The following is a 25,226-nucleotide window of genomic DNA, read 5'->3' on the forward strand; positions in this document are numbered from 1 at the left end:
TGAAAACCTTGCAGGAGCGAGCGTGCTCGCGAAAAACCGGCGAACGCTTCGGGGGGGGCAGATTTCCCGCGTCATCGTTGCCGGCCTTCGCGAGTAAGCTCGCTCCTACGGGGAATTGCCGCGTTTCAGGCGCGGATATAGCTGCCGGTGCCCGTGAGAATGTTCTGCAGGGTTTGTTCCACCTCGGCCAAGTCCGACTCGGCGGTCGCGTGACTGATCTGCAGATGATCCTTGCCACCCAGCGCATCGGCATCGCCCGCCGCCAGTTCGATCAGCAGCGTCGATGCACTCAGCGTGACCTTCAACCCATCAAGCGTGGAGGGCTCGTAGTCCCACGTCAGTTCCACCTCATCCTCATCCGGATAACGCGTCAGCATGAACATCTCGCCGTTTTCGCCGTGGCAGCAGAGCATGGCCATGTTGTCTTCTTCGTCATCGCACGGGTTAACGATCAGGTGGGCGGTGGTCAATTGCATGGGGAATCCTGTCTGGGGGAGGTGCTGCCGGGCAATTGTGCCATTGCAACACATTTTGTGCAGCGTTCTGGCATGACCAGAGGCCTCGCGTCAGTCATTTTAGGGGCTTGCTGGTGCAAAAGAAGCGGTTTTTTAGTTGGGTTGAAGGGGGTTGCACAAGTTGCAACCCGAAGGTAGCGTGCCGATGACCGAATATGTCGCAGCATCGCAAGCAGCCCACTTCCCACACTCGCTAAGCTGCGCAACGGATGTGTCGCTAGCGAGACTCTGACCTGCCCGTCGTTGCGTCGTCCGCAGGCGCGCATCCAGTGGAAGTTGAATGTGACCTGATAGTCTTGTCCAGCTTCACCCACCTGTCACTCTGAATTCGTTATGGTAGAACCCGAACAGAGATGACGGTCTCCCCGCAAGGGGATAACACGCGACGCTTCCATCAATAACAAGCCCAAGCGGAGTACCACAGATGGCGTTCTTCACCGCAGCCAGCAAGGCCGACTTCCAGCACCAACTGCAAGCGGCACTGGCGCAGCACATCAGTGAACAGGCACTGCCACAAGTGGCGCTGTTCGCCGAGCAATTCTTCGGCATTATTTCCCTGGATGAACTGACCCAGCGTCGAATGTCCGACCTGGCTGGTTGCACCCTGTCTGCCTGGCGCCTGCTTGAGCGCTTTGATCACACCCAGTCGCAAGTGCGGGTCTACAACCCTGATTACGAACGTCACGGCTGGCAGTCGACCCACACCGCGGTCGAAGTGCTGCACCACGACCTACCTTTCCTGGTGGACTCGGTGCGTACCGAGCTGAATCGCCGCGGCTACAGCATCCATACTTTGCAAACCACCGTACTCAGCGTACGCCGTGGCAAGAAGGGCGAGTTGCTGGAAGTCCTGCCCAAGGGCACCGTTGGCGAGGGTATTGAACAAGAATCGCTGATGTACCTGGAGATCGATCGCTGCGCCAACACCGCCGAGCTGAATGTCCTGAGCAAGGAGCTCGAGCAGGTACTGGGTGAAGTGCGCGTCGCCGTGGCTGATTTCGAGCCGATGAAAGCCAAGGTCCAGGACCTGCTGGTGGGGATCGACAACAGCCAGTTCGCCATCGAAGGCGACGAAAAAGCCGAGATCAAGAGTTTCCTGGAATGGCTGGTGGGCAACCACTTCACCTTCCTTGGCTATGAAGAATTTGTGGTACGTGACGAGCAGGGTGGTGGTCATATCGAATATGACACCAGCTCCTTCCTCGGTCTGACCAAACTGTTGCGCGCCGGCCTCACCGCCGATGACCTGCGCATCGAAGACTACGCCGTCAATTACCTGCAAGAACCGACCGTGCTGTCGTTCGCCAAGGCGGCGCACCCAAGCCGCGTGCACCGTCCGGCTTACCCGGACTATGTGTCGATCCGCCAGATCGACGCCGACGGCAAGGTCATCAAGGAATGCCGCTTCATGGGCCTCTACACCTCTTCGGTGTATGGCGAAAGCGTGCGAGTCACCCCGTATATCCGTCGCAAGGTCGCGGAAATCGAGCGCCGTTCGGGCTTCCAGGCCAAAGCGCACCTGGGCAAAGAGCTGGCTCAAGTCGTCGAAGTGCTGCCCCGTGACGACCTGTTCCAGACGCCGGTGGACGAGTTGTTCAGCACCGTGATGTCGATCGTGCAGATCCAGGAACGCAACAAGATCCGCGTGTTCCTGCGCAAAGACCCGTACGGTCGCTTCTGCTACTGCCTGGCCTACGTGCCGCGTGATATCTACTCCACCGAAGTGCGCCAGAAGATCCAACAAGTGCTGATGGATCGCCTGAAAGCATCGGACTGCGAGTTCTGGACCTTCTTCTCCGAATCGGTGCTGGCGCGTGTGCAACTGATTCTGCGGGTGGATCCGAAGAACCGCCTGGATATCGATCCGCTGTTGCTGGAAAAAGAAGTGGTGCAAGCCTGCCGCAGCTGGCAGGACGACTACGCCAGCCTGGTTGTCGAGAGTTTTGGCGAAGCCCATGGCACCAACGTGCTGGCGGACTTCCCGAAAGGTTTCCCCGCCGGTTACCGCGAGCGCTTCGCGGCGCACTCGGCCGTGGTCGATATGCAGCACCTGTTGAACCTGACCGAAGCCAAGCCGCTGGTGATGAGCTTCTATCAGCCGCTGGGGCATGTGACCGGCCAGCAAGAATTGCACTGCAAGCTGTATCACGCTGACACGCCGCTGGCGCTGTCCGACGTCTTGCCGATTCTGGAAAACCTCGGTTTGCGCGTACTGGGGGAATTCCCGTACCGTCTGCGCCACGCCAATGGCCGCGAGTTCTGGATCCATGACTTTGCGTTTACCGCCGCCGAAGGCCTGAACCTCGATATCCAGCAGCTCAACGACACGCTGCAGGACGCGTTTGTGCATATCGTCAATGGCGATGCCGAGAACGATGCGTTCAACCGGCTGGTGCTGACTGCTGGCCTGCCATGGCGCGACGTGGCGCTGTTGCGTGCCTATGCCCGCTACCTCAAGCAGATCCGCCTGGGCTTTGACCTGGGTTACATCGCCGGCACCCTGAACAACCACACCGACATCGCCCGCGAGTTGACCCGGTTGTTCAAGACCCGCTTCTATCTGGCGCGCAAACTCACCAGTGACGATCTGGAAGACAAACAACTGCGCCTGGAACAGGCCATCCTGACCGCGCTGGACGATGTCCAGGTGCTCAACGAAGACCGCATCCTGCGTCGCTATCTGGACCTGATCAAAGCGACCTTGCGCACCAACTTCTACCAGACGGATGCCAACGGTCAGAACAAGTCGTACTTCAGCTTCAAGTTCAACCCGCACGCGATTCCCGAACTGCCCAAGCCGGTGCCGAAGTTCGAGATCTTCGTCTATTCGCCACGGGTCGAAGGCGTGCACCTGCGCTTCGGTACCGTCGCTCGTGGTGGCCTGCGCTGGTCCGACCGTGAAGAAGACTTCCGTACCGAGGTCCTGGGCCTGGTCAAGGCCCAGCAAGTGAAGAACTCGGTGATTGTGCCGGTGGGCGCCAAGGGCGGTTTCTTGCCGCGTCGCCTGCCATTGGGCGGCAGCCGGGACGAGATCGCGGCCGAGGGCATTGCCTGCTACCGCATCTTCATCTCCGGTCTGTTGGACATCACCGACAATCTGAAGGACGGCGCGCTGGTGCCGCCCACCAACGTCGTGCGCCATGACGAGGATGATCCGTACCTGGTGGTTGCGGCAGACAAGGGCACCGCGACCTTCTCCGACATCGCCAACGGCATCGCCATCGACTACGGTTTCTGGCTGGGCGACGCGTTCGCTTCCGGTGGTTCTGCAGGTTACGACCATAAGAAGATGGGCATTACCGCCAGAGGCGCGTGGGTGGGTGTGCAGCGTCACTTCCGTGAGCGCGGCATCAACGTCCAGGAAGACAGCATTACCGTGGTCGGCGTGGGCGACATGGCGGGCGACGTATTCGGCAACGGCTTGTTGATGTCCGACAAGCTGCAGCTGGTCGCGGCCTTCAACCACCTGCACATCTTCATCGATCCGAACCCGAACCCGGCCACCAGCTTCGTCGAGCGTCAGCGCTTGTTCGACCTGCCACGTTCGGCCTGGACCGATTACGACAGCAGCATCATGTCTGAAGGCGGCGGTATCTTCTCGCGTAGCGCGAAGAGCATCGCTATCTCGCCACAAATGAAAGAACGCTTCGACATCCAGGTCGACAAGCTGACCCCGACCGAACTGCTGAATGCCTTGCTCAAGGCGCCGGTGGACCTGTTGTGGAACGGCGGCATCGGTACGTACGTCAAGGCCAGCACCGAAAGCCACGCCGATGTAGGCGACAAGGCCAACGACGCACTGCGCGTCAACGGTAACGAGTTGCGCTGCAAGGTGGTGGGCGAGGGCGGCAACCTCGGCATGACCCAACTGGGTCGTGTGGAGTTCGGCCTCAATGGCGGCGGTTCCAACACTGACTTTATTGACAATGCCGGTGGCGTGGACTGCTCTGACCACGAAGTGAACATCAAGATCCTGCTCAACGAAGTGGTGCAGGCCGGTGACATGACCGACAAGCAACGCAACCAGTTGCTGGCGAGCATGACCGACGAAGTCGGCAACCTGGTGTTGGGCAACAACTACAAGCAGACCCAGGCGTTGTCGTTGGCGGCACGTCGTGCCTATGAGCGCATCGCCGAATACAAACGCCTGATGAGCGACCTGGAAAGCCGTGGCAAGCTGGACCGCGCCATCGAGTTCCTGCCGTCGGAAGACCAGCTCGGTGAGCGCATCGCCGCGGGCAAGGGCCTGACTCGTCCAGAGCTGTCGGTATTGATTTCCTACAGCAAGATCGATCTCAAGGAAGCGTTGCTCAATTCCCAGGTGCCGGATGATGACTACCTGACCCGTGACATGGAGACCGCGTTCCCGCCGAGCCTGGTGACCAAGTTCTCCGACGCCATGCGCCGTCACCGCCTCAAGCGCGAGATCGTCAGCACCCAGATCGCCAACGACCTGGTCAACCACATGGGCATCACCTTCGTTCAGCGACTCAAGGAGTCCACCGGCATGAGCCCGGCGAACGTGGCGGGTGCTTATGTGATCGTGCGTGACATCTTCCACCTCCCGCATTGGTTCCGTCAGATCGAAGCCCTGGACCACCAGGTCTCGGCTGATGTGCAGCTGGCGTTGATGGATGAGCTGATGCGCCTGGGGCGCCGTGCCACGCGCTGGTTCTTGCGTAGCCGTCGCAACGAGCAGGATGCAGGGCGTGATGTTGCGCACTTCGGTCCGCATTTGGCGGCGTTGGGCCTCAAGCTCGACGAACTGCTGGAAGGTCCGACCCGCGAAGGCTGGCAGAACCGTTATCAGGCCTACACCGAGGCGGGTGTACCGGAACTGCTGGCGCGCATGGTTGCCGGCACTACGCACCTGTACACACTGTTGCCGATCATCGAAGCCGCCGACGTTACCGGCCAGAGCGCTGCCGACGTGGCCAAGGCCTACTTCGCGGTGGGCAGCGCCCTGGACTTGCCATGGTACCTGCAGCAGATCAGCGATCTGCCGGTGGGCAACAACTGGCAGGCCCAGGCCCGGGAAGCCTTCCGCGACGATGTGGACTGGCAGCAACGGGCGATCACCATCAAGGTTCTGCAAATGGCCGACGGCCCCGACAACATGGAAGCTCGCGTGGCTCTGTGGCTGGAGCAGAACATGAGCATGGTCGAGCGCTGGCGCGCCATGATGGTGGAAATTCGTGCTGCGGTGGGCACGGACTACGCCATGTACGCGGTGGCCAACCGTGAACTGCTGGACCTGGCATTGAGCGGTCAATCGGTGCTGTAACAGGCCTGATCGAACGTTAAGACAAAAGCCCCGTATCGCGAGATGCGGGGCTTTTTTGCGTGCTGTTAGAGCAGCAACTGTGGGAGGACGGGTATCTGTGGGTAAGGGATGTCTATGGGTAAGGGATATCTATGGGTAATGGATATCTGTGGCGAGGGGGCTTGTCCCCCGTTGGGCTGCGCAGCAGCCCTAATAAAGACAAATGCGGTGTATCAGGCACTCTTCAGCGATTGGTTTTTGGGGCTGCTGCGCAGCCCAACGGGGGACAAGCCCCCTCGCCACAGAAGTCAAACAGGTGACATCGTTTACCGGCTCAAGACGGCTTGCAGGTGATCGAGGTGCCGGGTCATCGAGGTTATGGCGGCACCGGCATCACCGCACTCAAGGGCTTCGACAATGTGCAGCTGCTCACGCCAATCGCTGGCGAGGTGCCCGCGCTGGGCGATGACCAACGCGGTCAACGGCACCAGGCTGTTGAGAAACTGCGCCAACGGTCCGTTGCCGGCGATGCTGGCCAACACCATATGAAACTCGCCTGAAAGCCGAATCGCCGCGCCCGGTTGATTGCGCTCGTCGGCTTCCCGTTGCCGGGCAATCAACTCGCGCAGTTGGCGCACGTGGGGCGGGGTTGCGTGGGTGCAGGCCAGTTGCACCACGGTCACTTCCATCAAGCGCCGAGCTTCGAGAATATGCTGCACTTGCCGGGCGTCTGGCGCTGCCACCTGGGCGCGAAGGTTGGGGCGCAGGATGATCACGTGCTGCTCGGCCAAGCGCGCCAGAACCCGGCGGATGACACTGCGGCTGACGCCAAAGCTTTGCGCCAGGCTTTCTTCGGTGAAGCGGCTGGCCGGGACGATGCGCTGTTCGAGAATGGCCTCGAACACGCGTGGGTAGATATCATCCGCCGAGAGCTTGTTGCCAGCCACCAGGCGCATGGTGGGCAGGGCTGCGACAGCAATGTTGCGTTGCAAGGCGTGGGCGGTCATGGCCTGTCTCCAATGTCAGCTGCCGAGATGGTCGTCCGGGATGTTCAGGGCGATGCCCATGCGCTGGCCTTCCATCAGGATATGGCGGCGCATTTCGGCACTGGCCAGGGCGCTGTTCTTATTGCGAATGGCGCGCACCACGGCGTCGTTTTCCTGCAAGCGCTCCGCCAGGTGTTCAGGTGAGTTGCGCAGCACTTGGGCGCTCTGCTTGAGGGCGTTACTGGTCTGCTGCACCACGTTCTGGAAGATTGGGTTGGAGGTCAGCGCAAACAGTTCTTCGTGGAAGGCGATGTAAGCATTCATCCCGGCTTCGCTGTCGCCGGCGTCCAAGGCTTCGCGCATGTCCATCAGGGTCAGGCGCAGCTGCCCGACTTCCTTGCTGCTGATGGACTGGGCCACCAGGCCGACGATAAAGGGCTCCAGGGTGTAGCGCAGTTGCAGGATGTCTTCGAGGCTGGCGTCGGCCACAGCGTCGCTGGCCTGGGGTTCGCTGACGCTGGTTTCCAGCACGACCACGCCTTTGCCGGGCATCGAACGCACCAGTCCGAGGGTTTCCAGCACAATCACGGCTTCGCGCAGGCTTGGACGGCTGATACCCAATTGTTCGGCCAGTTCGCGTTGCCCGGGCAACATTTCCCCGCGCCGCCACTGACCCTGCGCCAGGGCGGCCCGCAGTTTTTCTACAACTGAATTGACAACAGTTGATGTGGTGATCACCTCGTGGCTCCTTGAAAAAAATACTGTCTTGACCGCAGGAACGAGGGGTACGCCTAGTTCCTGCAGGGTGTGGGGAATTGCAGTCTTCTAGAACTCCTGATGCGCCGGCTGCACCGGCTTCTTGGTCTGGAAGGCATAACCTTGCTGGCCGTCGAGTACTTTGTTCGCCCGCTGGATATCAATGTCCTTTTCCCAGCGGGCAATGGCCACGGTAGCCACGCAGTTGCCGATCAGGTTGGTCAACGCGCGACCAATGCCCATGAACCAGTCCACCGCCAACACCAGCACCAGGCCTACCACCGGAATGGCCGGGATGGCGGTCAGCGTCGCCGCCAGAATCACCAGGGCCGAGCCCGGAATCCCGTGGGCGCCCTTGGAGGTAATCAGCGATACCAGCAAGATCGTCATCAAGTCCGTCATCGACAGCGGCGTGCCGGTGGCATTGGCGATAAATACGATGGCCAGGGTCAGGTAGATCGAGAAACCGTCGAGGTTGAACGAGTAGCCGGTAGGAATCACCAGTCCCACCGTGGAACTGCCGATACCCAAGTGTTCCAGTTTACGCATGATCTGTGGCAACACCGCGTCGGAAGACGCGGTACCCATCACGATCAGCAATTCTTCGCGCAGGTATTTGAGCAGGGGCAACATGCGCAAGCCGGACAGACGCATCACCAGTCCCAGGATCAATGCGACAAAGGCGACGCACGTTAGGTAGAACAAGCCGACCAGGCTGCCCAGGTGTTGCAGCGAGTCCAGTCCGTAGGTGCTGGTGGTAAAGGCGATGGCGCCAAACACTCCAATGGGTGCCAGGCGCACAATCATGCCCATGATGCGAAAAATCACATGGCTCAGTTCATTGATCAGCCGCGAGATGCCGGAGGCCGCTTCACCCACCAGGTTCAGTGCGCTGCCAAACAGCACGGAGAACAACAGCACCTGAAGCACGTTGTTGTCGGCAAAGGCGCCAATCACCGAGTTGGGGATGAGTTCCATCAAAAACTGGCTGGTGCCTTTGAGGTGCTGGCCACGGTCGGCCAGTTCATTGAGACCGGCGGAAGACAGCTGGTCCAGATGAATGTTGGCGCCGCTGCCGATCCCGGTGCTGAAAGCCAGAATCAGGCCCAGCACCAGGGCAATGGTGGTCAGTATTTCAAAGTAGATCACTGACTTGAGGCCGATGCGCCCGACTTTCTTCAAGTCGCCGGCGCCAGAGATACCGCTGACTACGACGCAAAACACAATCAAGCCAATCAGCATTTTGATCAGCTTGATGAAGCCATCACCCAAGGGTTTGAGTTGTGAAGAAAATTCTGGAAGGGCCAAGCCGCAAACTATGCCAAGGATCAGGCCAATGACGACTTGCAGGAAAATCGAACGCGAGCACCATCTGAGCATGGGAAGGATCTCTATTCGGTGCCCTGGTGGGTCCAGGGCTTAATTGTTGTGGTCTTACCGGTATGTCCAGTTCGTGGTCAGTCTAATCAAGGTGCTTTCCAATTAACAAGCAAATATTCGCGGGTCAATAGGTGCCGGTCTGACCAGTTGCTCGGTAACCGTGATGCTTGAGCGGTTGGCGGCACGCAAAGTTTTTTCGCTTATCATTCGGCGCTTGGCCAGAAAGGTGAATTATGGATCTGCCGGGACTGACAACGCACGATGGTGCCACCCACTGCAGTTGGCGCCAGTCGGCGCCGGAATATGCCCATTACCACGATCACGAGTGGGGCGTGCCGGTTGGCGACGACATTCAGTTGTTCGAGAAAATCTGCCTGGAAGGCTTTCAGGCCGGAATGGCGTGGATCACCATTCTGCGCAAGCGGGAAAACTTCCGGCGGGCATTCGAGGGTTTTGATTATCAACGGATCGCCCGATACACCGAGGACGATATCCAGCGTCTGATGCTCGATCCCGGCATTGTGCGCAATCGGGCGAAGATCGTCTCGGTGATCAACAACGCGCGGCGGGCCTGTGAGCTGGTGGCGGAAACCGGCTCGCTGGCGGCGTGGCTGTGGTCGTTCGAGCCCGCCGACGCCGAGCGTCCCGCGCGGGTCGACCTGGCTTACTGGACAGCCAATCCGACCTCAATCGCCTCGATACGCTTGTCAAAGGCCTTGAAAAAGCGCGGCTGGAGCTATGTCGGCCCGACCACGATGTATGCCTTGATGCAGGCGATGGGCATGGTCAACGATCACTTGGAAGGCTGTGTCTTCCGGCCGGAAATTGAACGCTTGCGGCAACGGTTCACCCGGCCTTGAGGCGGTATCTACGGACGCATAAGCGCGGGATATGGATGATTAATGCGCCAATGGGGTCAGCACTTCAGCGCTATCATCCAGCACCATCACCACCAGCAACTTGGCCGGTCTGGTCTGGCTGGCATTGCTCGATTCGAAATGGCGCGAACCGGCCGGTTCGTAGAATGACTGGCCAGCCGTGTAGGTGATGGCCTTTTCATCGTTGACCCGTGAGGTGATCTCGCCTTCCAGCACGTACGCCACGGCCGTGCCGGTATGGCTGTGGGGTGCGGTCGCTTGGCCAGGAGCGTAGTCCACGGTGAGCATGATGGTTTTCTTGCCCGGGACGTTGGCGAGTGGGTGCTCCTGCAGTATGTTGATTTTCTCCTGGTTGTAGACCGGGTCGTGGGCAAGGGTACTGAACGAGGCCAGCAGCAGGGCAGTGCCGAGAAGCGTTTTCATGATGCGGATTCCGAGTTGTTCAAGACCCGATCTACACTAAGCCCCACTCGTCTGCTGACCAATAGCCAATCGGCACGAAAACCCCTTAGCCAATCTCCAGGAGAATATCCCGCACCTTATCCAGCGCCGGGTCGATATCCAGGGTTTCGATGGCTCCGAAGCCAAAAACCAGGCCTGTCTGTGCCGGTACTTCATGAAAAAACAGCGCCAGCGGATGCAGCCCCACGTCGACCTCGTGTGCTCGCTTGATAAGCAGCGCGATGTCTATCGGCACCTTGCACAGGGTCGCCAGATGGAAGCCGGCCACGGTGGGCACGCTGCTGAACCAGGGCGCAAGATCGCCGGCCAGGCGTGCGAGAAGGCGCTCGCGTCGCCCGGCGTATACCGTATGACAGCGGCGAATGTGCTTGAGCAAATAGCCTTCGCTGATGAATTTGGCCAGCGCCCATTGCGGCAAGGTCGAGGTGTGTTGGTCGGTCAGTTGCTTGGCTTTGAGCACCGCGCCGAAGAGGGCCGGCGGTAATACTGCGTAGCCGAGGCGCAACTCCGGCAGCAGGGTTTTCGAGAAGGTGCCGACGTAGGTGACCACGCCTTGGGTGTCCATGCTTTGCAGGGAATCGGTGGGGCGGCCCTCGTAGCGGAATTCACTGTCATAGTCGTCCTCGATCACAATCGCCCCCAGTTCGACGGCCCGCGCCAGTAGCGCTTCACGGCGTGACTGGCTCATGGGCATGCCCAATGGAAACTGATGGGAGGGCGTTACATAGATCAATCGCGTGCCGTCGGGAATCAGTGCGACCTGGAGGCCGTGTGCGTCAACCGGCACGCTCGCCACCGTCGCGCCCATGGCTTTGAATATCAGTCGCGCTGGCGTGTAGCCGGGGTCTTCCATGGCAACAATACTGCCCGGTTCCAATGCGACGCGGGCGATCAGGTCGAGGGCTTGCTGGGCGCCGTTGGTCACCACGATGTCTTGATCCCGGCATTTGACGCCCCGGGAAAAGGCGATGTGACCGGCGATAGCGCTGCGCAGCGCCGGCAAGCCTGCTGGCTGGCTGTAGAACCCGCTGCTTTGGGCGATACGGCGCAAGGCATCCTGGGTGCAGCGCCGCCATTCATCCTGTGGGAACTGGTTGCGGGTGGTGGCTCCCCCGATAAAGTCACGGCGTGGGCGGTTGTCTCGGTCGGGATGGCCCAGGGAAAAGGGCAGGGCTTGCCATTTGGCCAATGTGTCGGCGCAGGCAAGGTCAGGCGCGCGTTGCAACTGTTCGGCGCGTGTCGCCCAGGCATTGACGAAAGTACCCCGACCGACCTTGCCGACCAGCAGGCCTTCGTAGGTCAGCACGGCGTAGGTGTCGGATACGGTCTTGCGCGAGACCCCCAGTTGTTCGGCCAACAGGCGGCTCGGCGGCAGTTGCGCACCGGCTGCCAGGCGACCTGACTCGATCGCCGTGCGCAGCTGCTGGTAAAGCTGTTCCACCAGATCCTTGCGGCCCTTGATAACGACGTGCAGTTCCATGTTTCATCCCGAGGCAATCAATCACCCGCAAGATTACCGTAAGTCGCTATCGCTGCAGCTTCTGACGATCCATCAGGACAGGAAACCACCGTCCACATTCAACGCTACGCCGGTGGTGTAGCTTGAGGCATCGCTGGCCAGGTACAGCACCGCACCGGCCATTTCATCCGGCGCGGCGACGCGCTTGAGTGGAATCTGTTGCAGGGCCATTTTCAGGATCGCATCGTTCTTCACCAGCGCCGAGGCGAACTTGGTGTCGGTCAGTCCCGGCAGCAGCGCGTTGCAGCGAATGCCGAACTGCGCGCACTCCTTGGCGAAGACCTTGGTCATGTTGATGACCGCGGCCTTGGTCACCGAATAGATGCCCTGGAAATGCCCAGGGGAAATACCATTGATCGAGGCCACGTTGATGATGCTGCCGCCGCCGTTTTCGCGCATCAGCTTGCCGGCTTCCACGGACATGAAGAAGTAGCCGCGAATGTTCACATCGACGGTTTTCTGGAATGCGCCGAGATCAGTGTCTAGCACATTGCAGAATTGCGGGTTGGTGGCCGCGTTGTTGACCAGGATATCCAGGCGCCCGAATTGCTCGCGGATGCCGGCGAACACCGCGCTGATCTGTTCCATCTCGCCGATGTGGCAGGCAATCGCCGTGGCCTTGCCGCCGGCGGCGATGATCGCGTCGGCGACGTGCTGGCAGCCGTCGATCTTACGGCTCGACACAATCACATGCGCGCCTTGCTGGGCCAGCAGTTTGGCGATCGCTTCGCCGATACCGCGGCTTGCACCGGAAACAAAAGCGATCTTGCCGTCGAGGTCGAACAACTGAGTCTTGGACATGGTTTTTCCTTGTGAGGTCATAGCTCGGACTATCAGAGTGCGGATTTGCCGATGACATTCAGGCTCATCTGCTCCAGCAGCTTGTTCATCTGAATGAACTGCGCAAAGCGTTTGTCCTGGGTCTGGCCATGGAAGAAGCGGTAGTAGATCTGCTGCACGATGCCGGCGAGGCGGAACAGGCCGTAGGTGTAGTAGAAGTCGAAGTTGTCGATCTGGATGCCCGAGCGTGCGGCGTAGTAATCGACGAATTCCCGTCGGGTGAGCATGCCCGGTGCATTGCTGGGTTGGCGACGCATCAATTGCACGGGCGCCGGGTCGTCCGCTTCAATCCAATAGGCCAGGCTGTTGCCCAGGTCCATCAACGGATCCCCAAGGGTGGTCAGTTCCCAATCCAGCACGCCAATGATCTGCATCGGATTGTGTGGGTCGAGGATCACGTTATCGAAGCGGTAGTCATTGTGGACGATGCTTGAAGTCGGGTGATCGGCGGGCATCTTATCGTTGAGCCAGGCGCGCACGGCTGCCCAGTTCGGCGCATCAGGGGTCAAGGCTTTCTCGTAGCGATCACTCCAGCCGCGAATCTGTCGCGCCACATAACCTTCGGGCTTGCCCAGGTCGGCCAGCCCGCAGGCGGCATAGTCGACCTGGTGCAGTTCGACGAACTTGTCGATGAAACTCTTGCACAGCGCCTCGCTCTTCGCTGCGTCCAGGCCCAGTTCCGGCGGCAGGTCCGAGCGCAGGATGATGCCCTTGACCCGTTCCATCACGTAGAACTCGGCGCCGATCACCGATTCGTCGGTGCAATGCACGTACGCCTTGGGGCAATACGGAAAGCCGTCCTTGAGCTGGTTGAGAATGCGAAATTCACGCCCCATGTCATGGGCGGACTTGGCCTTGTGGCCAAAGGGTGGACGGCGCAGGACGAACTCCTGTTCGGGGTATTCCAGCAGGTAGGTCAGGTTGGACGCCCCACCGGGGAACTGGCTGATTTGCGCCGTGCCGCTCAGGCCCGGAATATGGGCCTTGAGGTAGGGATCGATGAGACTGGCATCAAGTTCTTCGCCGGGGCGAATCTGGGTCGATTGGTCGTTGAGCGCCATGCTTATCCCTTCTGCTTATTCTTGAGGCCTTGGACTATTGGCTAATCTAATGCGCGCGGCTGACCCGCGACAAGGTCGAGCCGGCTTAATAGGTTAGCGTGTTGGATGATGATCAGCGTGCCTGATCGGTCATTTCTCGGGCACTCGGTTGCGCGGTGGCAACGTCACGGGGGTCAGCACCGGGCGGCCGGCGAAGTGCTCCAGCAGGTTGTCCGCCACCCGCTGCACGGTGTCGTGAGCGGCTTCCGGCGACAGGCCGGCGACGTGCGGCGTCAGTACAATATTGGTCAGCGACTTGAAGGCGTCGGGGACGTTGGGCTCGTCATCGAACACATCCAGCGCGGCGCCGCCAATGCGCCGTTGCTCCAGCGCGCTGATCAGGTCCGCCGTCACCACCACGCTGCCACGCGCGATGTTCACCAGAAAGCCGTTGGGCCCGAGGGCATCCAACGCCTGGCGGTCGATCAAATGCCGGGTTCCCGGGCCGCCGGGCGTGGCGATGATCAGAAAGTCCGAGGTGCGTGCCAGCTCCACCGGCGTTGAGCAGTAGGTGTAGTCGACATCGCCGCGTGGCTGGCGGCTGTGATAGCTGATGTGCATGTCGAAGCCCAGGGCCGCGCGTTTGGCGACAGCCATGCCGACGGCACCCAGACCCAGGATGCCCAAATGTTTACCCGAGAGCGAAGGGCGCATCACCTTGGGCCATTCGCTGCGTCGAACCGCGGCGTCGCTTCGAGGAATGCCTCGCACCAGCGACAGCAACAGCGCCATGGCGTGGTCCGCCACCGACGGGGCATTCACGCCGGCGCCGTTGGTGACAATGATTCCCCGATCGCTGGCGGCTTGCAGGTCCACCTGCTCATAACCTGCGCCGATCACGCAGATGATTTCCAGCAGCGGCAGGGCGGCGATTTCTTCAGCATAAAGTCCCAAGGGGCCGCGGGTCAGTACCGCCTGGATCTGGCCACCATGGTGCTTGATCGCCTCACTCCGCTCGGTGGGCGTGGGCGCGAGGATTACATGAAAGTCATTGCTCTCGATGATGGGCAAATAGTCGTTGATGGTTTCAACCAGGACCAGAACAGTGACGGGCATGCGAGGTTCTTCCTGAGGGCTTTGGTGGGGGAGAGTATGGGGTATTTTCCAGGACGGACTGTCTACAGGCGTAGAAAAAAACTGATGCTTGTACAAGTGATCAATCCCTTTCTCCGGCCTGATTGACGCACCGTTCAGCGGACTTGCGACCTCCGTGGGCCACCTTCCAACCTGACCATTCCTCAGCTAAGTCTTTGCTTCTTCAGGTGAATCTTGGACAATCGCGCCCCTGTTACGGTTGTGGCGCTGCCTGTCAGGGTTTTCTGACTCGCCGCGACCGTATGAATGCGGAGATCCGAGCGGATGAATGATCAGGCCAATAGCGTCGACGAACGCTACGCAACGACACCTGTAACCCTCACCGGCTGGAGCCGCCAGGACACGACCTGGATGCTCGGCCTGTTCGGCACGGCGATTGGCGCCGGCACACTGTTTCTGCCCATCAACGCGGGCCTCGGCGGCTTTTGGCCGCTGCTGTTCCTCGCGGTGCTGGCCTTCCCGATGACGTTCTATGCGCACCGTGGCCTGACACGCTTTGTCCTTTCGGGGCGTGCGGGTTCGGACATTACCGAGGTGGTCGAGGAGCATTTTGGGATCAAGGCCGGTGCGGTGATCACCTTGTTGTATTTTTTTGCGATCTTTCCGATCCTGCTGATCTACAGCGTGGCTTTGACCAATACCGTCGGTAGTTTCATGCAGCATCAACTGCACATCGAGCCACCACCGCGGGCGCTGTTGTCGTTTGTGCTGATCCTTGGGCTGCTGGCGGTGGTGCGTTGTGGCGAGCACGTGATCGTCAAGGCCATGAGCCTGATGGTCTACCCGTTTATCGTTGCCTTGCTGTTTCTCGCGGTCTACCTGGTGCCGCATTGGAATGGCGGCATTCTCAGCACCGCGAGTACGCTGCCTGAGCCGTCGGCGTTGTTGCACACGTTGTGGCTGGCGATTCCGGTGATGGTGTTCTCGTTCAATCATTCGCCGATCATCTCGGCCTTTGCAGTGGACCAGAAACGCCAGTACGGCGCCCACGCCGAAGAGCGCAGCTCGCAGATCCTGTCCCGCGCCCACTTGTTGATGGTCGCGATGGTGCTGTTTTTTGTCTTCAGTTGCGTGCTGACGCTGTCGCCTGCGCAACTGGCCGAGGCCAAGGCGCAGAACCTGTCGATCCTGTCCTACCTGGCCAACCATTTCAGCAACCCGACCATCGCCTTTGCCGCGCCGTTGATTGCCTTCGTGGCAATTGCCAAGTCGTTCCTGGGCCACTACATCGGGGCCAGCGAAGGCCTTAAGGGGCTGGTCGTGAAAAGTGGCAAGCGTCCGGGTGCCAAGGCGCTGGACCGCATGACGGCGGCATTCATGCTGATCGTGTGCTGGGTCGTGGCGACGCTGAACCCGAGCATCCTGGGCATGATCGAGACACTGGGCGGACCGATCATTGCTTCGATCCTGTTCCTGATGCCGATGTACGCCATCCGCAAGGTTCCGGCCATGGCCAGGTACCGTGGACAGGCCTCCAACGTGTTCGTGACCCTGGTCGGCCTGGTGGCCATCTCCTCTCTGGTTTATTCGCTGATTCCTTGACCTGAACAGGGCCGACGCTCTCGGCTTTGCTCACATGCGTAGAGAGTTCATCGCTAGACAACGGCCGATTCCGCGTGCAGCGCGATTCGGCCGTTTTTCTGCCAGGCCGGAAAACTCAGCGCTACTACATGGTCGTTGTTCACGCGTTGCGGGGAACCGAGACGACTCAACTGCACGCCATTTTTCAGGAAATAACGTTCCAGCGCCGGCGTGGTCACCGCCACCACTCGGTTGGCTCCTTGGCTCCAGGCATGATGCAGGCTGTTCCACCAGACCCGCATCGGCAATGTGCCGCGCTCCAGGGCGCGGGCGGCAAAACGCGAGACTTCCCAGGTGTCGCTGCTTTGGGGGCTGGGCTGGTCACATAGAAATCCGAAGACTTCCGACAACAGATAAGGTTGTGTCGTCGGCAACAGCCGCGCGCATCCGCAGACTCGACGCCTGGCATCCAGGGCAAGGATATGGCGGGTGTCGGCCTGGTCGAACTGGTCGAATTCGCGTTGGGGCAGGGCATAGGTGGAATCCAGTTGCCAGCCCAGTTGCTGGATGAATACCTCATATCGATAGCGGCCCAGGTCGTCCTCGAGCGCTGTAGACAGTTCATGGTGATGACGGGTGATGATGTTGATCATTGGATGTCCTTATCGTGATCGTGGGGATTTAAAGCAGGCCCAGTGCAGCGGCATAGGCGGCCGCAAGTGTTTTGTTGGCGGCCCCGAACTTCTTCTGGATGGCCTTGAGGTGAAAGTTCACGGTGTTGACGGAGATGGCGAGGATCAGCGCGATCTCGCCGGAGCTCTTGCCGTCGGCGGTCCACTGCAGGATTTCCCGCTCGCGCAGGCTGAGGCAGACCGATTCGTGGGCGTGTTCGCTATGGCCAAGGTCGGTGAGGCGCAGCGTCACCAGTTCGAGGAGGCAACGCAGGCGCAATTGAATTTCGACGCTTTCGGCCGCTGAAATACGTTCCTGGCCCCGGGCCACGGACAGTACTCGCAACGAATGATCGTGACTGCGGATCGGTAGCGTGGCGCCGACACACAGGCCCCATTCCCGGGCCTCTTGCCAGAGCTTTGGACTGTTATCAAACAGCGCGTCGTTCCAGAGCATCATCTCGGTAGAGCGCAGGCCACGGAGAATCGACGGATCGACCGCGGCGTAGTTTTGGGCCTCGTAATGTTCCAGCCACCGTTCGGGGTAGGAACCGTAAATCTCGGTTTTCGGGCGGGTAAAAGGAGTCAGATGGCGTATGCCATAGGCGTAATACTCAAATCCCAGCTGCAACACTTCCCGTTCCAGAAGCGCAAACACGTGAGTCCCTGTCTGTAGCGTGAGCATCTCGATCCGCAAGCGATTCCACCAGCGGATGAGGTCGTTTTCCTTCTCCATGGACAGTCGCCTCGATTCCTGGAACCTTTGGCAATCTAGCCCACGTGTTCTGTCTGTCAACCTTTTCCTACGTTTTCCCGATGGCTCTGGCACGGTACTCTCGCCCATGAGACGGGTCATTCATGAGGCTTGGCGCAGTCGAGGTATTGAATAGCGTGCGTGGCACTGTTCAATGACGTTGACCGCTGTCTCGCAGGAAGCCGCATCGGCGGGCGTCAGGCTGCTCGCGCGACGACAGGCCTTTTGCAAACGGGTGTCGTGTAAGAGTGCGGTGATCGCACCTTGCAGGTCATGTTTATCCAATGGCAGGGCGAGACGTATCCCACAACCCATGCGCACCAGCCGTTCAGCGTTATCGAACTGGTCATGGGCGATTGGCAGGGCGATTTGCGGGATGCCGGCCGCGAACGCTTGACTCATGGCGCCGATTCCGCCGGGATGAACCAGGCCGGCGGTGTGCGGCAGCAGCGAGCTCATGGGTAAAAACGGTCGCTGCATCACAGTGGATGGCAGGTCAGCGATGGCTGGCCGATCACCGGTCAGAAAAATGCCGCGTGCGCCGGCCCTGTGCAGCGCTGCCAGGGCGAAGCGATAGAACTGCTGGTCGAAATGTTCGGTGGAGCCTTGGGTGAAGACAATCGGCGCCGGTCCGGCCTTCAGAAAGGCTTGGGTCTGTTCATCGAGCCCAATATTGCCGCCGTCGAACAGTGGGAAGCCGGCCATGTGCAATGGCTGCGGCCAGTCTTGCTGTACCGGTGCGAACCAGTCGGGAAACAGGCAGATCACCCCTTGGGGCGCGTGCATCCATTGACTGAAGATGTGCTTCGCCGTGCTCGGCAGCCCGCGCTTGTGGCGCAGCGCATTGATCTGCGGTGCACAGGTCCGGTCCAGGCTCAAGTATTCGATGCCGCGCCAAAGCCATTTGCGCAAGGTCAAGGGCAGCCGCGGCGACACATTGAACGTGGGGTGGACCGGCGGCAAGTGCGCCGACAACAGCGTTGAAGGAGATACTTGGACGGACAGATAGGGAAAGCCGTATTTCTCATGGGCGATGCGTGCGCCCAAGGCCCACAGCGAGCCTACCACCACCGTATCGTCATGGTCCTGGGCCGCTACATAGTCATAGACTGGCTCCAACAGGCCGGCAATCGCTTGCCACAACACGGTGAAGGAGGTTTTCGGGTCCCACAGCCGGGGATCGCCCATGGCGGCGTTGTAGGTCGCCTCATCGCATAACGGTACAAACTCCAGGCCCCGGGCTTCTATGGTGTGTTGAAACGCCGGCATGCTGCACAAGGTCACTTGATGACCGCGCAAGGTCAGGGCGGCGCCCAGGCCGATAAAGGGGAACACGTCACCGGCCGAGCCGATGGCAATCATGATTACTCGCATCATCTACATCCTTGTTGAAAAGTGCTCACGCGAAACTCAACTGCGCTCGGTGAGGGAGCGAGCTGCACATCGCCTCTGGCGGTGCGTTGCGAGGCTCCAGCAAATGGCCCAGCAATGCGCTGTGTACGCCGTTGGCGGCCGCCCTCGACTCCAGGTCCAGAAAATGCCCGCTGCTTTCTGCGGTGGAGAAGCTGCAATCGCGGATGTACTGTTTGAAACGCTGAACGTCGATCGCGCTGGTGTATTCGTCCCAGGCGCCGTTCAAGAAATGCACATGGCTGTCGATGCTCGAGAGTTGCGGCAGGTAAGCCCCTTCGTTGAGCTTGAGGGCCTGGTCGATATGGAAACGCGCTTGATGCTGTTCGGCGTTGACCAGCAGCGCCATGTGTTGTTGATTGGCGGTCTTGAGTCGGGCCGGGAGGTGTTTGCCCAGGGTCTGGTTGAGCAAATGGCCGATACCCGCATTGTCACCTCGGGCCATGAGGGCCTGGGCACCGCTGACGTAGTCGAGCATCGGAGCATTGAGACCCGGAGCGAATGACATGACCACCGAGCTTTCGATGCTATCCGGCTTTTTGGCGAGGGCCAGCAGGGTCGACAGGCCGCCCCAGGACGCGGAAACCAGGTGGTGGATGTTGAAACGCTTGATCAATGCCAACAGGATCTGCACTTCGTCGTCCTTGGTCACCAGGCTCCGATCCGGGTTGTGGGCGCGGGAGTTGCCGGCAAACGGCAAGTCGAAGAGCACCACGTTGAAGTGCTCGGCCAGGCATTTGCTGGTACGGGCAAAAGCCGACGTCGTGGCCATGGCTCCATTGACCAGCAAGACGTTTTTTCGGTCGGGAGCATCGCCGATCTGTTCCACTGACACGGTGTAGTCCTTGAAAACCTTCTTGATCACATATTGGTTGCGCCACATAACACACCTCCAGCAAGCACTTAAAAAACGGGCGAAAACGCCCCTGCCACTGGGCTCGAGCGCCGAGGGCAAGGCATGGTTGTTTTTTTATTAGAAGTAGTACGGCTTACAGCGCGAAGTACATCCAAAGCAGGCAGACCCCATGACGCGGGCGTCACGGTGTAGAGAGTTTTAGTCTTCAAGGCGCGGAGGGACAACTACCTGATCTGGTAGGTCATTGCAGAGGGCTTGCCGTCAGTCAGTGTTTTTTGTGGAGCAGGCATAAAAAACGCCGCGTATCTTGCGATACGCGGCGCTCTTTTTACCGGGTGCAGCTACAACGTGAAACCTTAGGCTTGAAGCACCGGAATGTTCGCGTTGGCCGCGCTTTCACGGAATTCGGCGATCTGGTCAAAACTCAGGTAGCGATAGACATCGCTGGCCATGGTGTTGATCTTCGCGGCGTATTCCATGTACTCCTCGACGGTCGGCAGGCGACCCAGGATCGAGGCCACCGACGCCAACTCGGCCGAAGCCAGGTAGACGTTCGCGCCGTCACCCAGACGGTTCGGGAAGTTACGGGTCGATGTCGACACAACCGTCGAGTTTGGCTCTACACGTGCCTGGTTACCCATGCACAGCGAGCAACCCGGCATTTCCATGCGCGCGCCAGCCTTGCCGTAGATGCCGTAGTAGCCTTCTTCGGTCAGTTGGTGAGCGTCCATTTTGGTCGGTGGCGACAGCCACAGACGGGTTGGCAGCTGACCCTTGACCTGATCCAGCAGTTTACCGGCAGCGCGGAAGTGACCGATGTTGGTCATGCACGAACCGATGAACACTTCGTCGATCTTCTCGCCAGCAACGCTGGACAGCAGACGGGCGTCGTCCGGATCGTTTGGCGCGCAGAGCACAGGCTCGTTGATGTCGGCCAGGTCGATCTCGATGACTTCGGCGTATTCGGCGTCGGCATCGGCCACCATCAGCTCCGGGTTGGCAACCCAGGCTTCCATCGCTTGGGCGCGACGTTCCAGGGTGCGGGCATCGCCGTAGCCTTCGCCGATCATCCAGCGCAGCAGGGTGATGTTGGAGTTCAGGTACTCGGTGATGGACTCTTTCGACAGCTTGATGGTGCAACCGGCAGCCGAACGTTCAGCCGAGGCGTCGGACAGCTCGAAAGCCTGTTCGATGCTCAAGTCGTCCAGGCCTTCGATTTCCAGGATGCGGCCAGAGAAGGCGTTTTTCTTGCCTTTCTTCTCTACGGTCAACAGGCCTTTCTGGATCGCGTAGTAAGGAATGGCATGCACCAGGTCACGCAGGGTGATACCAGGCTGCATTTTGCCTTTGAAACGCACCAGGATCGATTCCGGCATGTCCAGTGGCATGACGCCAGTGGCGGCGGCAAAGGCTACCAGGCCGGAACCGGCCGGGAACGAGATGCCCATCGGGAAGCGGGTGTGGGAGTCACCACCGGTGCCGACGGTGTCCGGCAGCAGCATGCGGTTCAGCCAGCTGTGGATGATGCCGTCACCTGGACGCAGGGACACGCCGCCACGGGTCATGATGAAGTCGGGCAGGGTGTGGTGGGTGGTCACGTCGATCGGCTTTGGATAGGCTGCGGTGTGGCAGAAGGACTGCATTACCAGATCGGTGGAGAAGCCCAGGCACGCCAGGTCTTTCAGTTCGTCACGGGTCATTGGACCGGTGGTGTCCTGGGAGCCGACGGTGGTCATCTTCGGCTCGCAGTACGTACCTGGGCGAACGCCCTCTACGCCGCAAGCCTTGCCGACCATTTTTTGCGCCAGGGTGAAGCCCTTGGTGCTTTCAGCCGGGGCTTCCGGCTTCTTGAACAGGTCGGACGGTGGCAGGCCGAGTTCGGTGCGAGCCTTTTCGGTGAGGCCACGGCCGATGATCAACGGGATACGACCGCCGGCACGTACTTCGTCCAACAGCACCGGAGTCTTCATTTCGAAGGTGGTCAGGACTTCATCGGTGCCGTGCTTGCAGACTTTGCCAGCATGCGGGTACAGGTCGATCACGTCGCCCATGTGCATGTTAGTGACGTCGAATTCGATGGGCAGTGCGCCGGCATCTTCCATGGTGTTGTAGAAGATCGGTGCGATTTTGCTGCCGAAGCAGAAACCGCCGGCGCGCTTGTTCGGCACGTGAGGCACGTCGTCACCGAAGAACCACAGGACCGAGTTGGTGGCGGATTTGCGCGACGACCCGGTACCTACCACATCACCGACGTAGGCGATAGGGAAACCCTGGCCGCGCATTTCTTCGATCTGCTTCATCGGGCCGGTCTTGCCTTGCTCGTCCGGGACGATGCCGTCACGGGCCATTTTCAGCATGGCCAGGGCGTGCAGCGGGATGTCGGGGCGGGACCAAGCGTCCGGGGCAGGGGACAGGTCGTCGGTGTTGGTTTCGCCAGTAACCTTGAACACGCGCAAGCTGATCTTGTCGGCCAGCGTCGGGCGGTTCTTGAACCACTCGCCGTCGGCCCAGGACTGGATCACGGCTTTGGCGTACTCGTTGCCGGCCTTGGCTTTTTCGGCCACGTCGTGGAACGCATCGAACATCAGCAGGGTGTGCTTGAGCTGGGCAGCCGCGACAGGCGCCAGCTCGGCGTTGTCCAGCAGCTCGACCAAGGTCACGATGTTGTAGCCACCTTGCATGGTGCCCAGCAGTTCAACGGCGCGTTTCTTGTCGATCAGGGGAGAAGTGGCTTCGCCCTTGGCCAGGGCAGACAGGAAGCCGGCCTTGACGTAGGCAGCTTCGTCAACGCCTGGTGGAATGCGGTTGGTGATCAGGTCAACGAGGAACTCTTCTTCGCCAGCCGGGGGATTTTTCAGCAGCTCGACCAGGCCTGCGGTTTGTTCGGCGTTAAGCGGCTGGGGAACGATACCCAGGGCTGCACGCTCTTCGATATGTTTGCGGTAGGCTTCAAGCACAGTTATTACCCTCATCAGTGGTCCCACGGGACGCTCATCCAGAAATGAACGGCACGCATGCGCTCGGGGGCTTTTTGGGCCACAAAGCCAGCGCTGCCGGCATTCCTTACAGAAGCTGCTTTCAAAGTTTTACGCCTGCAGAACGGAGCTGATGAGGGTTGGCGTTGGTTATTGACCTACCGGGTAATAACCATCGCCAACACCGTTCTGAAGGAACGACTGTGCTCGTGACGCTTTGAAAACAGCTTCCAGCGGATTATTGGCGCCTTACAAGGCCGGATGATTCTACGGCAAAAAAAAGCTAAAGGTAAGTTGCCGCGCTAAGTTTGCAGGGTGATGAACCTTAGACAAAGGGCTAACATGTCGAGCTGTTTCGCTGATTTGTGCGTTGTCGATCATGTCTAACCAAACCATCAAGACCCCCTGCGTAGGCCTGTGTTCCACGGTTTACGGCGACCTTGTGTGCCGCGGCTGCAAGCGCTTTCACCACGAAGTGATCCAATGGAATGGCTACAACGAAGAAGAAAAACGTGCAGTATGGCTGCGGCTGGAGCAGTTATTGGTGCAGGTGATGGCCGGTAAGCTGGAAGTCTTCGATCCCAAAACCCTGCGCGGGCAGTTGGAACAGCGCAAGATCCGCTTTGTGCCGCACCAGTCCGAGTACTGCTGGGCTTACCAGTTGATCGCCCGTGGCGCGCGGGTTATCACTAATCTTGAGGCCTACGGCATGGTGCTGCTGCCGGAGTTCCGCGATTGGAACCTGCCGCAGTTGCGCGATGCCATCGACCGCGAGTTTTTCATCCTGTCCGAGGCGCACTACCAGCGCTACATCGCCCCAGGGTTTCTCAAGGATGTATTTTCCAACTGACCCCGCATGACCCCCTGTAGGAGCGAGCTTGCTCGCGAAAAACTCGAGAGCGCCTCGGCGTGTCAGGTTTCCCGTGTCATCGTTGACGACCTTCGCGAGCAAGCTCGCTCCTACACTGCTCAGCGTCGCGCCCAGGGTCAAAAGCCAGAGCCGAGCCGTCTTCTGTAGGAGCGAGCTTGCTCGCGAAAAACCCGCGAGCGCCTCGGCGTGTCAGGTTAACCGCGTCATCGTTAACGACCTTCGCGAGCAAGCTCGCTCCTACACTGCTCAGCGTCGCGCCCAGGGTCAAAAGCCAGGGCCGAGCCGTCTTCTGTAGGAGCGAGCTTGCTCGCGAAAAACCCGCGAGCGCCTCGGCGTGTCAGGTTAACCGCGTCATCGTTAACGACCTTCGCGAGCAAGCTCGCTCCTACAGTTGGTCCTCACTGTCTGGAGGATCGGCGTCAAGGGGTGCTGGCCAGTTCCTGTAGATGATCCATCAGCGCCTGGGGCTTGAGTACCAGGACATCGCTTTCCACCGCATCCAGCACCACCTCGGCGGTGTTGCCGATCAAGGCCCCCGAGATGCCGGTGCGTGCCACTGTGCCGATGATTGTCACCGCCGCGTGTAGCGTATGGGCCAAGTGCGGAATCAGCACATCTGCCGGGCCTTCCTCGATATGCAGGCGGGCGTCATCGATATCGAACTCGGCTTGAAACGCCTTGCACTGTTCGCGATAGCGCGCTTCGATGGTTTCCTTGAGCTGGAATACCGGGTCGGCGGCCGACAGCATCGGTGACGGGTGGGCGCTGATCACATGCAGCTGTGCCTTGGCCAGGCTGGCGATGTCGAAGCCATGGTCGATGATCGCGGCATGCAGGGATTTATGCTCGCCGTCGAGGTTGCCCACGTCGACGGCGGCCAGGATCACCCCCTCGGTCCACGGCGTGGCGGTCTTCACCAGCAGCACCGGCGTCGGGCAATAACGCAACAACTTCCAGTCCGCCGGGGTCAGCAGGGCTTTTTTCAGCGGGCTGTCAGAAAAGTGCTGCTTGATCACCAGCCCACAACCTTCGGCCTGCTGCACCTCGATGATGGTTTCATGCAGGCTGTCATTCCAGGCTTGTTCAGTGGTGACGCTGTAGCCGTCTGCGAGTAATCCCTGCTTGAGCACACTCAACATGGCTGAATGCTCATGTTTTTTGTCACAGACCAGCAAATGCAGATGTGCGTCGGTGACCCCCGCGATCAGCTTTGCGCGCTTCAGGGCCAGGCTCTCCGAATGTTCGGGCTCGATGACCACCAGGATGCTGCGGATGGCTTGCATTATCGGGATCTCCAGGAAAAGGTGCGTTGCACAACTATAGTTGCTGCTCGCCAAGCGTGATGTTGATGCACATCACGCCCGGTGACTGGTG

19 protein-coding genes are annotated in these 25,226 nt (G+C 59.8%); 4 read left to right on the forward strand and 15 right to left on the reverse strand.

The window, feature by feature from the left end; genetic code table 11:
• Window positions 1-125 precede the first annotated feature (125 nt).
• Complete coding sequence (locus tag BLU75_RS08890) at window positions 126-476, reverse strand: hypothetical protein (protein ID WP_084380172.1); 351 nt, start codon at window positions 474-476, stop codon at window positions 126-128.
• 463 nt (window positions 477-939) lie between these two features.
• Between BLU75_RS08890 and BLU75_RS08895 the strand changes: the two genes are divergently transcribed.
• Complete coding sequence (locus BLU75_RS08895) at window positions 940-5,799, forward strand: NAD-glutamate dehydrogenase (RefSeq protein WP_090221417.1); 4,860 nt, start codon at window positions 940-942, stop codon at window positions 5,797-5,799.
• 305 nt (window positions 5,800-6,104) lie between these two features.
• Here BLU75_RS08895 and BLU75_RS08900 read toward each other — a convergent pair whose 3' ends face one another.
• The 3 genes from BLU75_RS08900 to BLU75_RS08910 all read right to left on the reverse strand — a co-directional run bounded on the left by BLU75_RS08900 (window position 6,105) and on the right by BLU75_RS08910 (window position 8,900).
• Entirely contained in the window at window positions 6,105-6,785 is a 681-nt protein-coding gene (locus BLU75_RS08900; protein ID WP_084381484.1) for a GntR family transcriptional regulator, read from the reverse strand.
• Between the two features lie 15 nt (window positions 6,786-6,800).
• Complete coding sequence (locus tag BLU75_RS08905; RefSeq protein WP_084381483.1) at window positions 6,801-7,502, reverse strand: FadR/GntR family transcriptional regulator; 702 nt, start codon at window positions 7,500-7,502, stop codon at window positions 6,801-6,803.
• A gap of 87 nt (window positions 7,503-7,589) precedes the next feature.
• A complete protein-coding gene (locus BLU75_RS08910; protein WP_084381482.1) occupies window positions 7,590-8,900 on the reverse strand; it encodes a C4-dicarboxylate transporter DctA in 1,311 nt (436 codons plus the stop codon).
• 233 nt (window positions 8,901-9,133) lie between these two features.
• Between BLU75_RS08910 and BLU75_RS08915 the strand changes: the two genes are divergently transcribed.
• The gene (locus BLU75_RS08915; RefSeq protein WP_084381481.1) at window positions 9,134-9,760 is read left to right on the forward strand and encodes a DNA-3-methyladenine glycosylase I; all 627 of its coding nucleotides are present in this window, start codon (window positions 9,134-9,136) and stop codon (window positions 9,758-9,760) included.
• A 39-nt stretch (window positions 9,761-9,799) separates the two neighbouring features.
• Here BLU75_RS08915 and BLU75_RS08920 read toward each other — a convergent pair whose 3' ends face one another.
• From BLU75_RS08920 to BLU75_RS08940, 5 genes are all read right to left on the reverse strand, one after another.
• A complete protein-coding gene (locus BLU75_RS08920; RefSeq protein ID WP_084381480.1) occupies window positions 9,800-10,201 on the reverse strand; it encodes a cupin domain-containing protein in 402 nt (133 codons plus the stop codon).
• Window positions 10,202-10,286: 85 nt separating this feature from the next.
• Window positions 10,287-11,720, reverse strand: a complete 1,434-nt coding sequence (gene pdxR, locus BLU75_RS08925) for a MocR-like pyridoxine biosynthesis transcription factor PdxR (protein WP_090221418.1) — start codon at window positions 11,718-11,720, stop codon at window positions 10,287-10,289.
• Between the two features lie 72 nt (window positions 11,721-11,792).
• Window positions 11,793-12,560, reverse strand: coding sequence for an SDR family oxidoreductase (locus BLU75_RS08930; protein WP_084381478.1), 768 nt, complete (start codon window positions 12,558-12,560; stop codon window positions 11,793-11,795).
• A gap of 32 nt (window positions 12,561-12,592) precedes the next feature.
• Window positions 12,593-13,660: a phosphotransferase family protein gene (locus tag BLU75_RS08935; RefSeq protein ID WP_084381477.1), complete on the reverse strand. Its 1,068-nt coding sequence runs from the start codon at window positions 13,658-13,660 to the stop codon at window positions 12,593-12,595.
• A 129-nt stretch (window positions 13,661-13,789) separates the two neighbouring features.
• A complete protein-coding gene (locus BLU75_RS08940; protein WP_084381476.1) occupies window positions 13,790-14,755 on the reverse strand; it encodes a 2-hydroxyacid dehydrogenase in 966 nt (321 codons plus the stop codon).
• Window positions 14,756-15,058: 303 nt separating this feature from the next.
• Here BLU75_RS08940 and BLU75_RS08945 point away from each other — a divergent pair, with 303 nt between their 5' ends.
• Window positions 15,059-16,336 (forward strand): HAAAP family serine/threonine permease, encoded by a 1,278-nt coding sequence (locus BLU75_RS08945; RefSeq protein WP_090221419.1) that lies wholly within the window; start codon window positions 15,059-15,061, stop codon window positions 16,334-16,336.
• 53 nt (window positions 16,337-16,389) lie between these two features.
• On the opposite strand, the gene BLU75_RS08950 is transcribed toward BLU75_RS08945, so the two are convergent.
• The 5 genes from BLU75_RS08950 to acnB form a co-directional block, all read right to left on the reverse strand.
• Window positions 16,390-16,968, reverse strand: coding sequence for an acyl-homoserine-lactone synthase (locus BLU75_RS08950; protein ID WP_084381474.1), 579 nt, complete (start codon window positions 16,966-16,968; stop codon window positions 16,390-16,392).
• Window positions 16,969-16,996: 28 nt separating this feature from the next.
• Window positions 16,997-17,722, reverse strand: coding sequence for an autoinducer binding domain-containing protein (locus BLU75_RS08955; RefSeq protein ID WP_090221420.1), 726 nt, complete (start codon window positions 17,720-17,722; stop codon window positions 16,997-16,999).
• A gap of 120 nt (window positions 17,723-17,842) precedes the next feature.
• Complete coding sequence (locus BLU75_RS08960) at window positions 17,843-19,114, reverse strand: glycosyltransferase (protein WP_090221421.1); 1,272 nt, start codon at window positions 19,112-19,114, stop codon at window positions 17,843-17,845.
• A gap of 25 nt (window positions 19,115-19,139) precedes the next feature.
• Entirely contained in the window at window positions 19,140-20,033 is an 894-nt protein-coding gene (locus BLU75_RS08965; RefSeq protein WP_084381471.1) for an alpha/beta fold hydrolase, read from the reverse strand.
• A 329-nt stretch (window positions 20,034-20,362) separates the two neighbouring features.
• A complete protein-coding gene (gene acnB / locus BLU75_RS08970; protein ID WP_084381470.1) occupies window positions 20,363-22,963 on the reverse strand; it encodes a bifunctional aconitate hydratase 2/2-methylisocitrate dehydratase in 2,601 nt (866 codons plus the stop codon).
• A gap of 397 nt (window positions 22,964-23,360) precedes the next feature.
• Between acnB and BLU75_RS08975 the strand changes: the two genes are divergently transcribed.
• Window positions 23,361-23,831, forward strand: a complete 471-nt coding sequence (locus tag BLU75_RS08975) for a DUF1289 domain-containing protein (protein ID WP_084381469.1) — start codon at window positions 23,361-23,363, stop codon at window positions 23,829-23,831.
• A 440-nt stretch (window positions 23,832-24,271) separates the two neighbouring features.
• On the opposite strand, the gene BLU75_RS08985 is transcribed toward BLU75_RS08975, so the two are convergent.
• A complete protein-coding gene (locus BLU75_RS08985; RefSeq protein ID WP_084381467.1) occupies window positions 24,272-25,135 on the reverse strand; it encodes a universal stress protein in 864 nt (287 codons plus the stop codon).
• Window positions 25,136-25,226 lie beyond the last annotated feature (91 nt).

The sequence above is a fragment of the Pseudomonas mucidolens genome, from assembly GCF_900106045.1.
In the GTDB taxonomy this organism is placed as follows: Bacteria; Pseudomonadota; Gammaproteobacteria; order Pseudomonadales; family Pseudomonadaceae; genus Aquipseudomonas; species Aquipseudomonas mucidolens.

What these genes read in the sequence shown, in the direction of transcription:
- BLU75_RS08890 (WP_084380172.1), bottom strand. Translation starts at nt 476, where the DNA reads ATGCAATTGACCACCGCCCACCTGATCGTTAACCCGTGCGATGACGAA.
- BLU75_RS08895 (WP_090221417.1), top strand. Translation starts at nt 940, where the DNA reads ATGGCGTTCTTCACCGCAGCCAGCAAGGCCGACTTCCAGCACCAACTG.
- BLU75_RS08900 (WP_084381484.1), bottom strand. Translation starts at nt 6,785, where the DNA reads ATGACCGCCCACGCCTTGCAACGCAACATTGCTGTCGCAGCCCTGCCC.
- BLU75_RS08910 (WP_084381482.1), bottom strand. Translation starts at nt 8,900, where the DNA reads ATGCTCAGATGGTGCTCGCGTTCGATTTTCCTGCAAGTCGTCATTGGC.
- BLU75_RS08915 (WP_084381481.1), top strand. Translation starts at nt 9,134, where the DNA reads ATGGATCTGCCGGGACTGACAACGCACGATGGTGCCACCCACTGCAGT.
- BLU75_RS08920 (WP_084381480.1), bottom strand. Translation starts at nt 10,201, where the DNA reads ATGAAAACGCTTCTCGGCACTGCCCTGCTGCTGGCCTCGTTCAGTACC.
- pdxR (WP_090221418.1), bottom strand. Translation starts at nt 11,720, where the DNA reads ATGGAACTGCACGTCGTTATCAAGGGCCGCAAGGATCTGGTGGAACAG.
- BLU75_RS08930 (WP_084381478.1), bottom strand. Translation starts at nt 12,560, where the DNA reads ATGTCCAAGACTCAGTTGTTCGACCTCGACGGCAAGATCGCTTTTGTT.
- BLU75_RS08935 (WP_084381477.1), bottom strand. Translation starts at nt 13,660, where the DNA reads ATGGCGCTCAACGACCAATCGACCCAGATTCGCCCCGGCGAAGAACTT.
- BLU75_RS08940 (WP_084381476.1), bottom strand. Translation starts at nt 14,755, where the DNA reads ATGCCCGTCACTGTTCTGGTCCTGGTTGAAACCATCAACGACTATTTG.
- BLU75_RS08945 (WP_090221419.1), top strand. Translation starts at nt 15,059, where the DNA reads ATGAATGATCAGGCCAATAGCGTCGACGAACGCTACGCAACGACACCT.
- BLU75_RS08950 (WP_084381474.1), bottom strand. Translation starts at nt 16,968, where the DNA reads ATGATCAACATCATCACCCGTCATCACCATGAACTGTCTACAGCGCTC.
- BLU75_RS08955 (WP_090221420.1), bottom strand. Translation starts at nt 17,722, where the DNA reads ATGGAGAAGGAAAACGACCTCATCCGCTGGTGGAATCGCTTGCGGATC.
- BLU75_RS08960 (WP_090221421.1), bottom strand. Translation starts at nt 19,114, where the DNA reads ATGCGAGTAATCATGATTGCCATCGGCTCGGCCGGTGACGTGTTCCCC.
- BLU75_RS08965 (WP_084381471.1), bottom strand. Translation starts at nt 20,033, where the DNA reads ATGTGGCGCAACCAATATGTGATCAAGAAGGTTTTCAAGGACTACACC.
- BLU75_RS08975 (WP_084381469.1), top strand. Translation starts at nt 23,361, where the DNA reads ATGTCTAACCAAACCATCAAGACCCCCTGCGTAGGCCTGTGTTCCACG.
- BLU75_RS08985 (WP_084381467.1), bottom strand. Translation starts at nt 25,135, where the DNA reads ATGCAAGCCATCCGCAGCATCCTGGTGGTCATCGAGCCCGAACATTCG.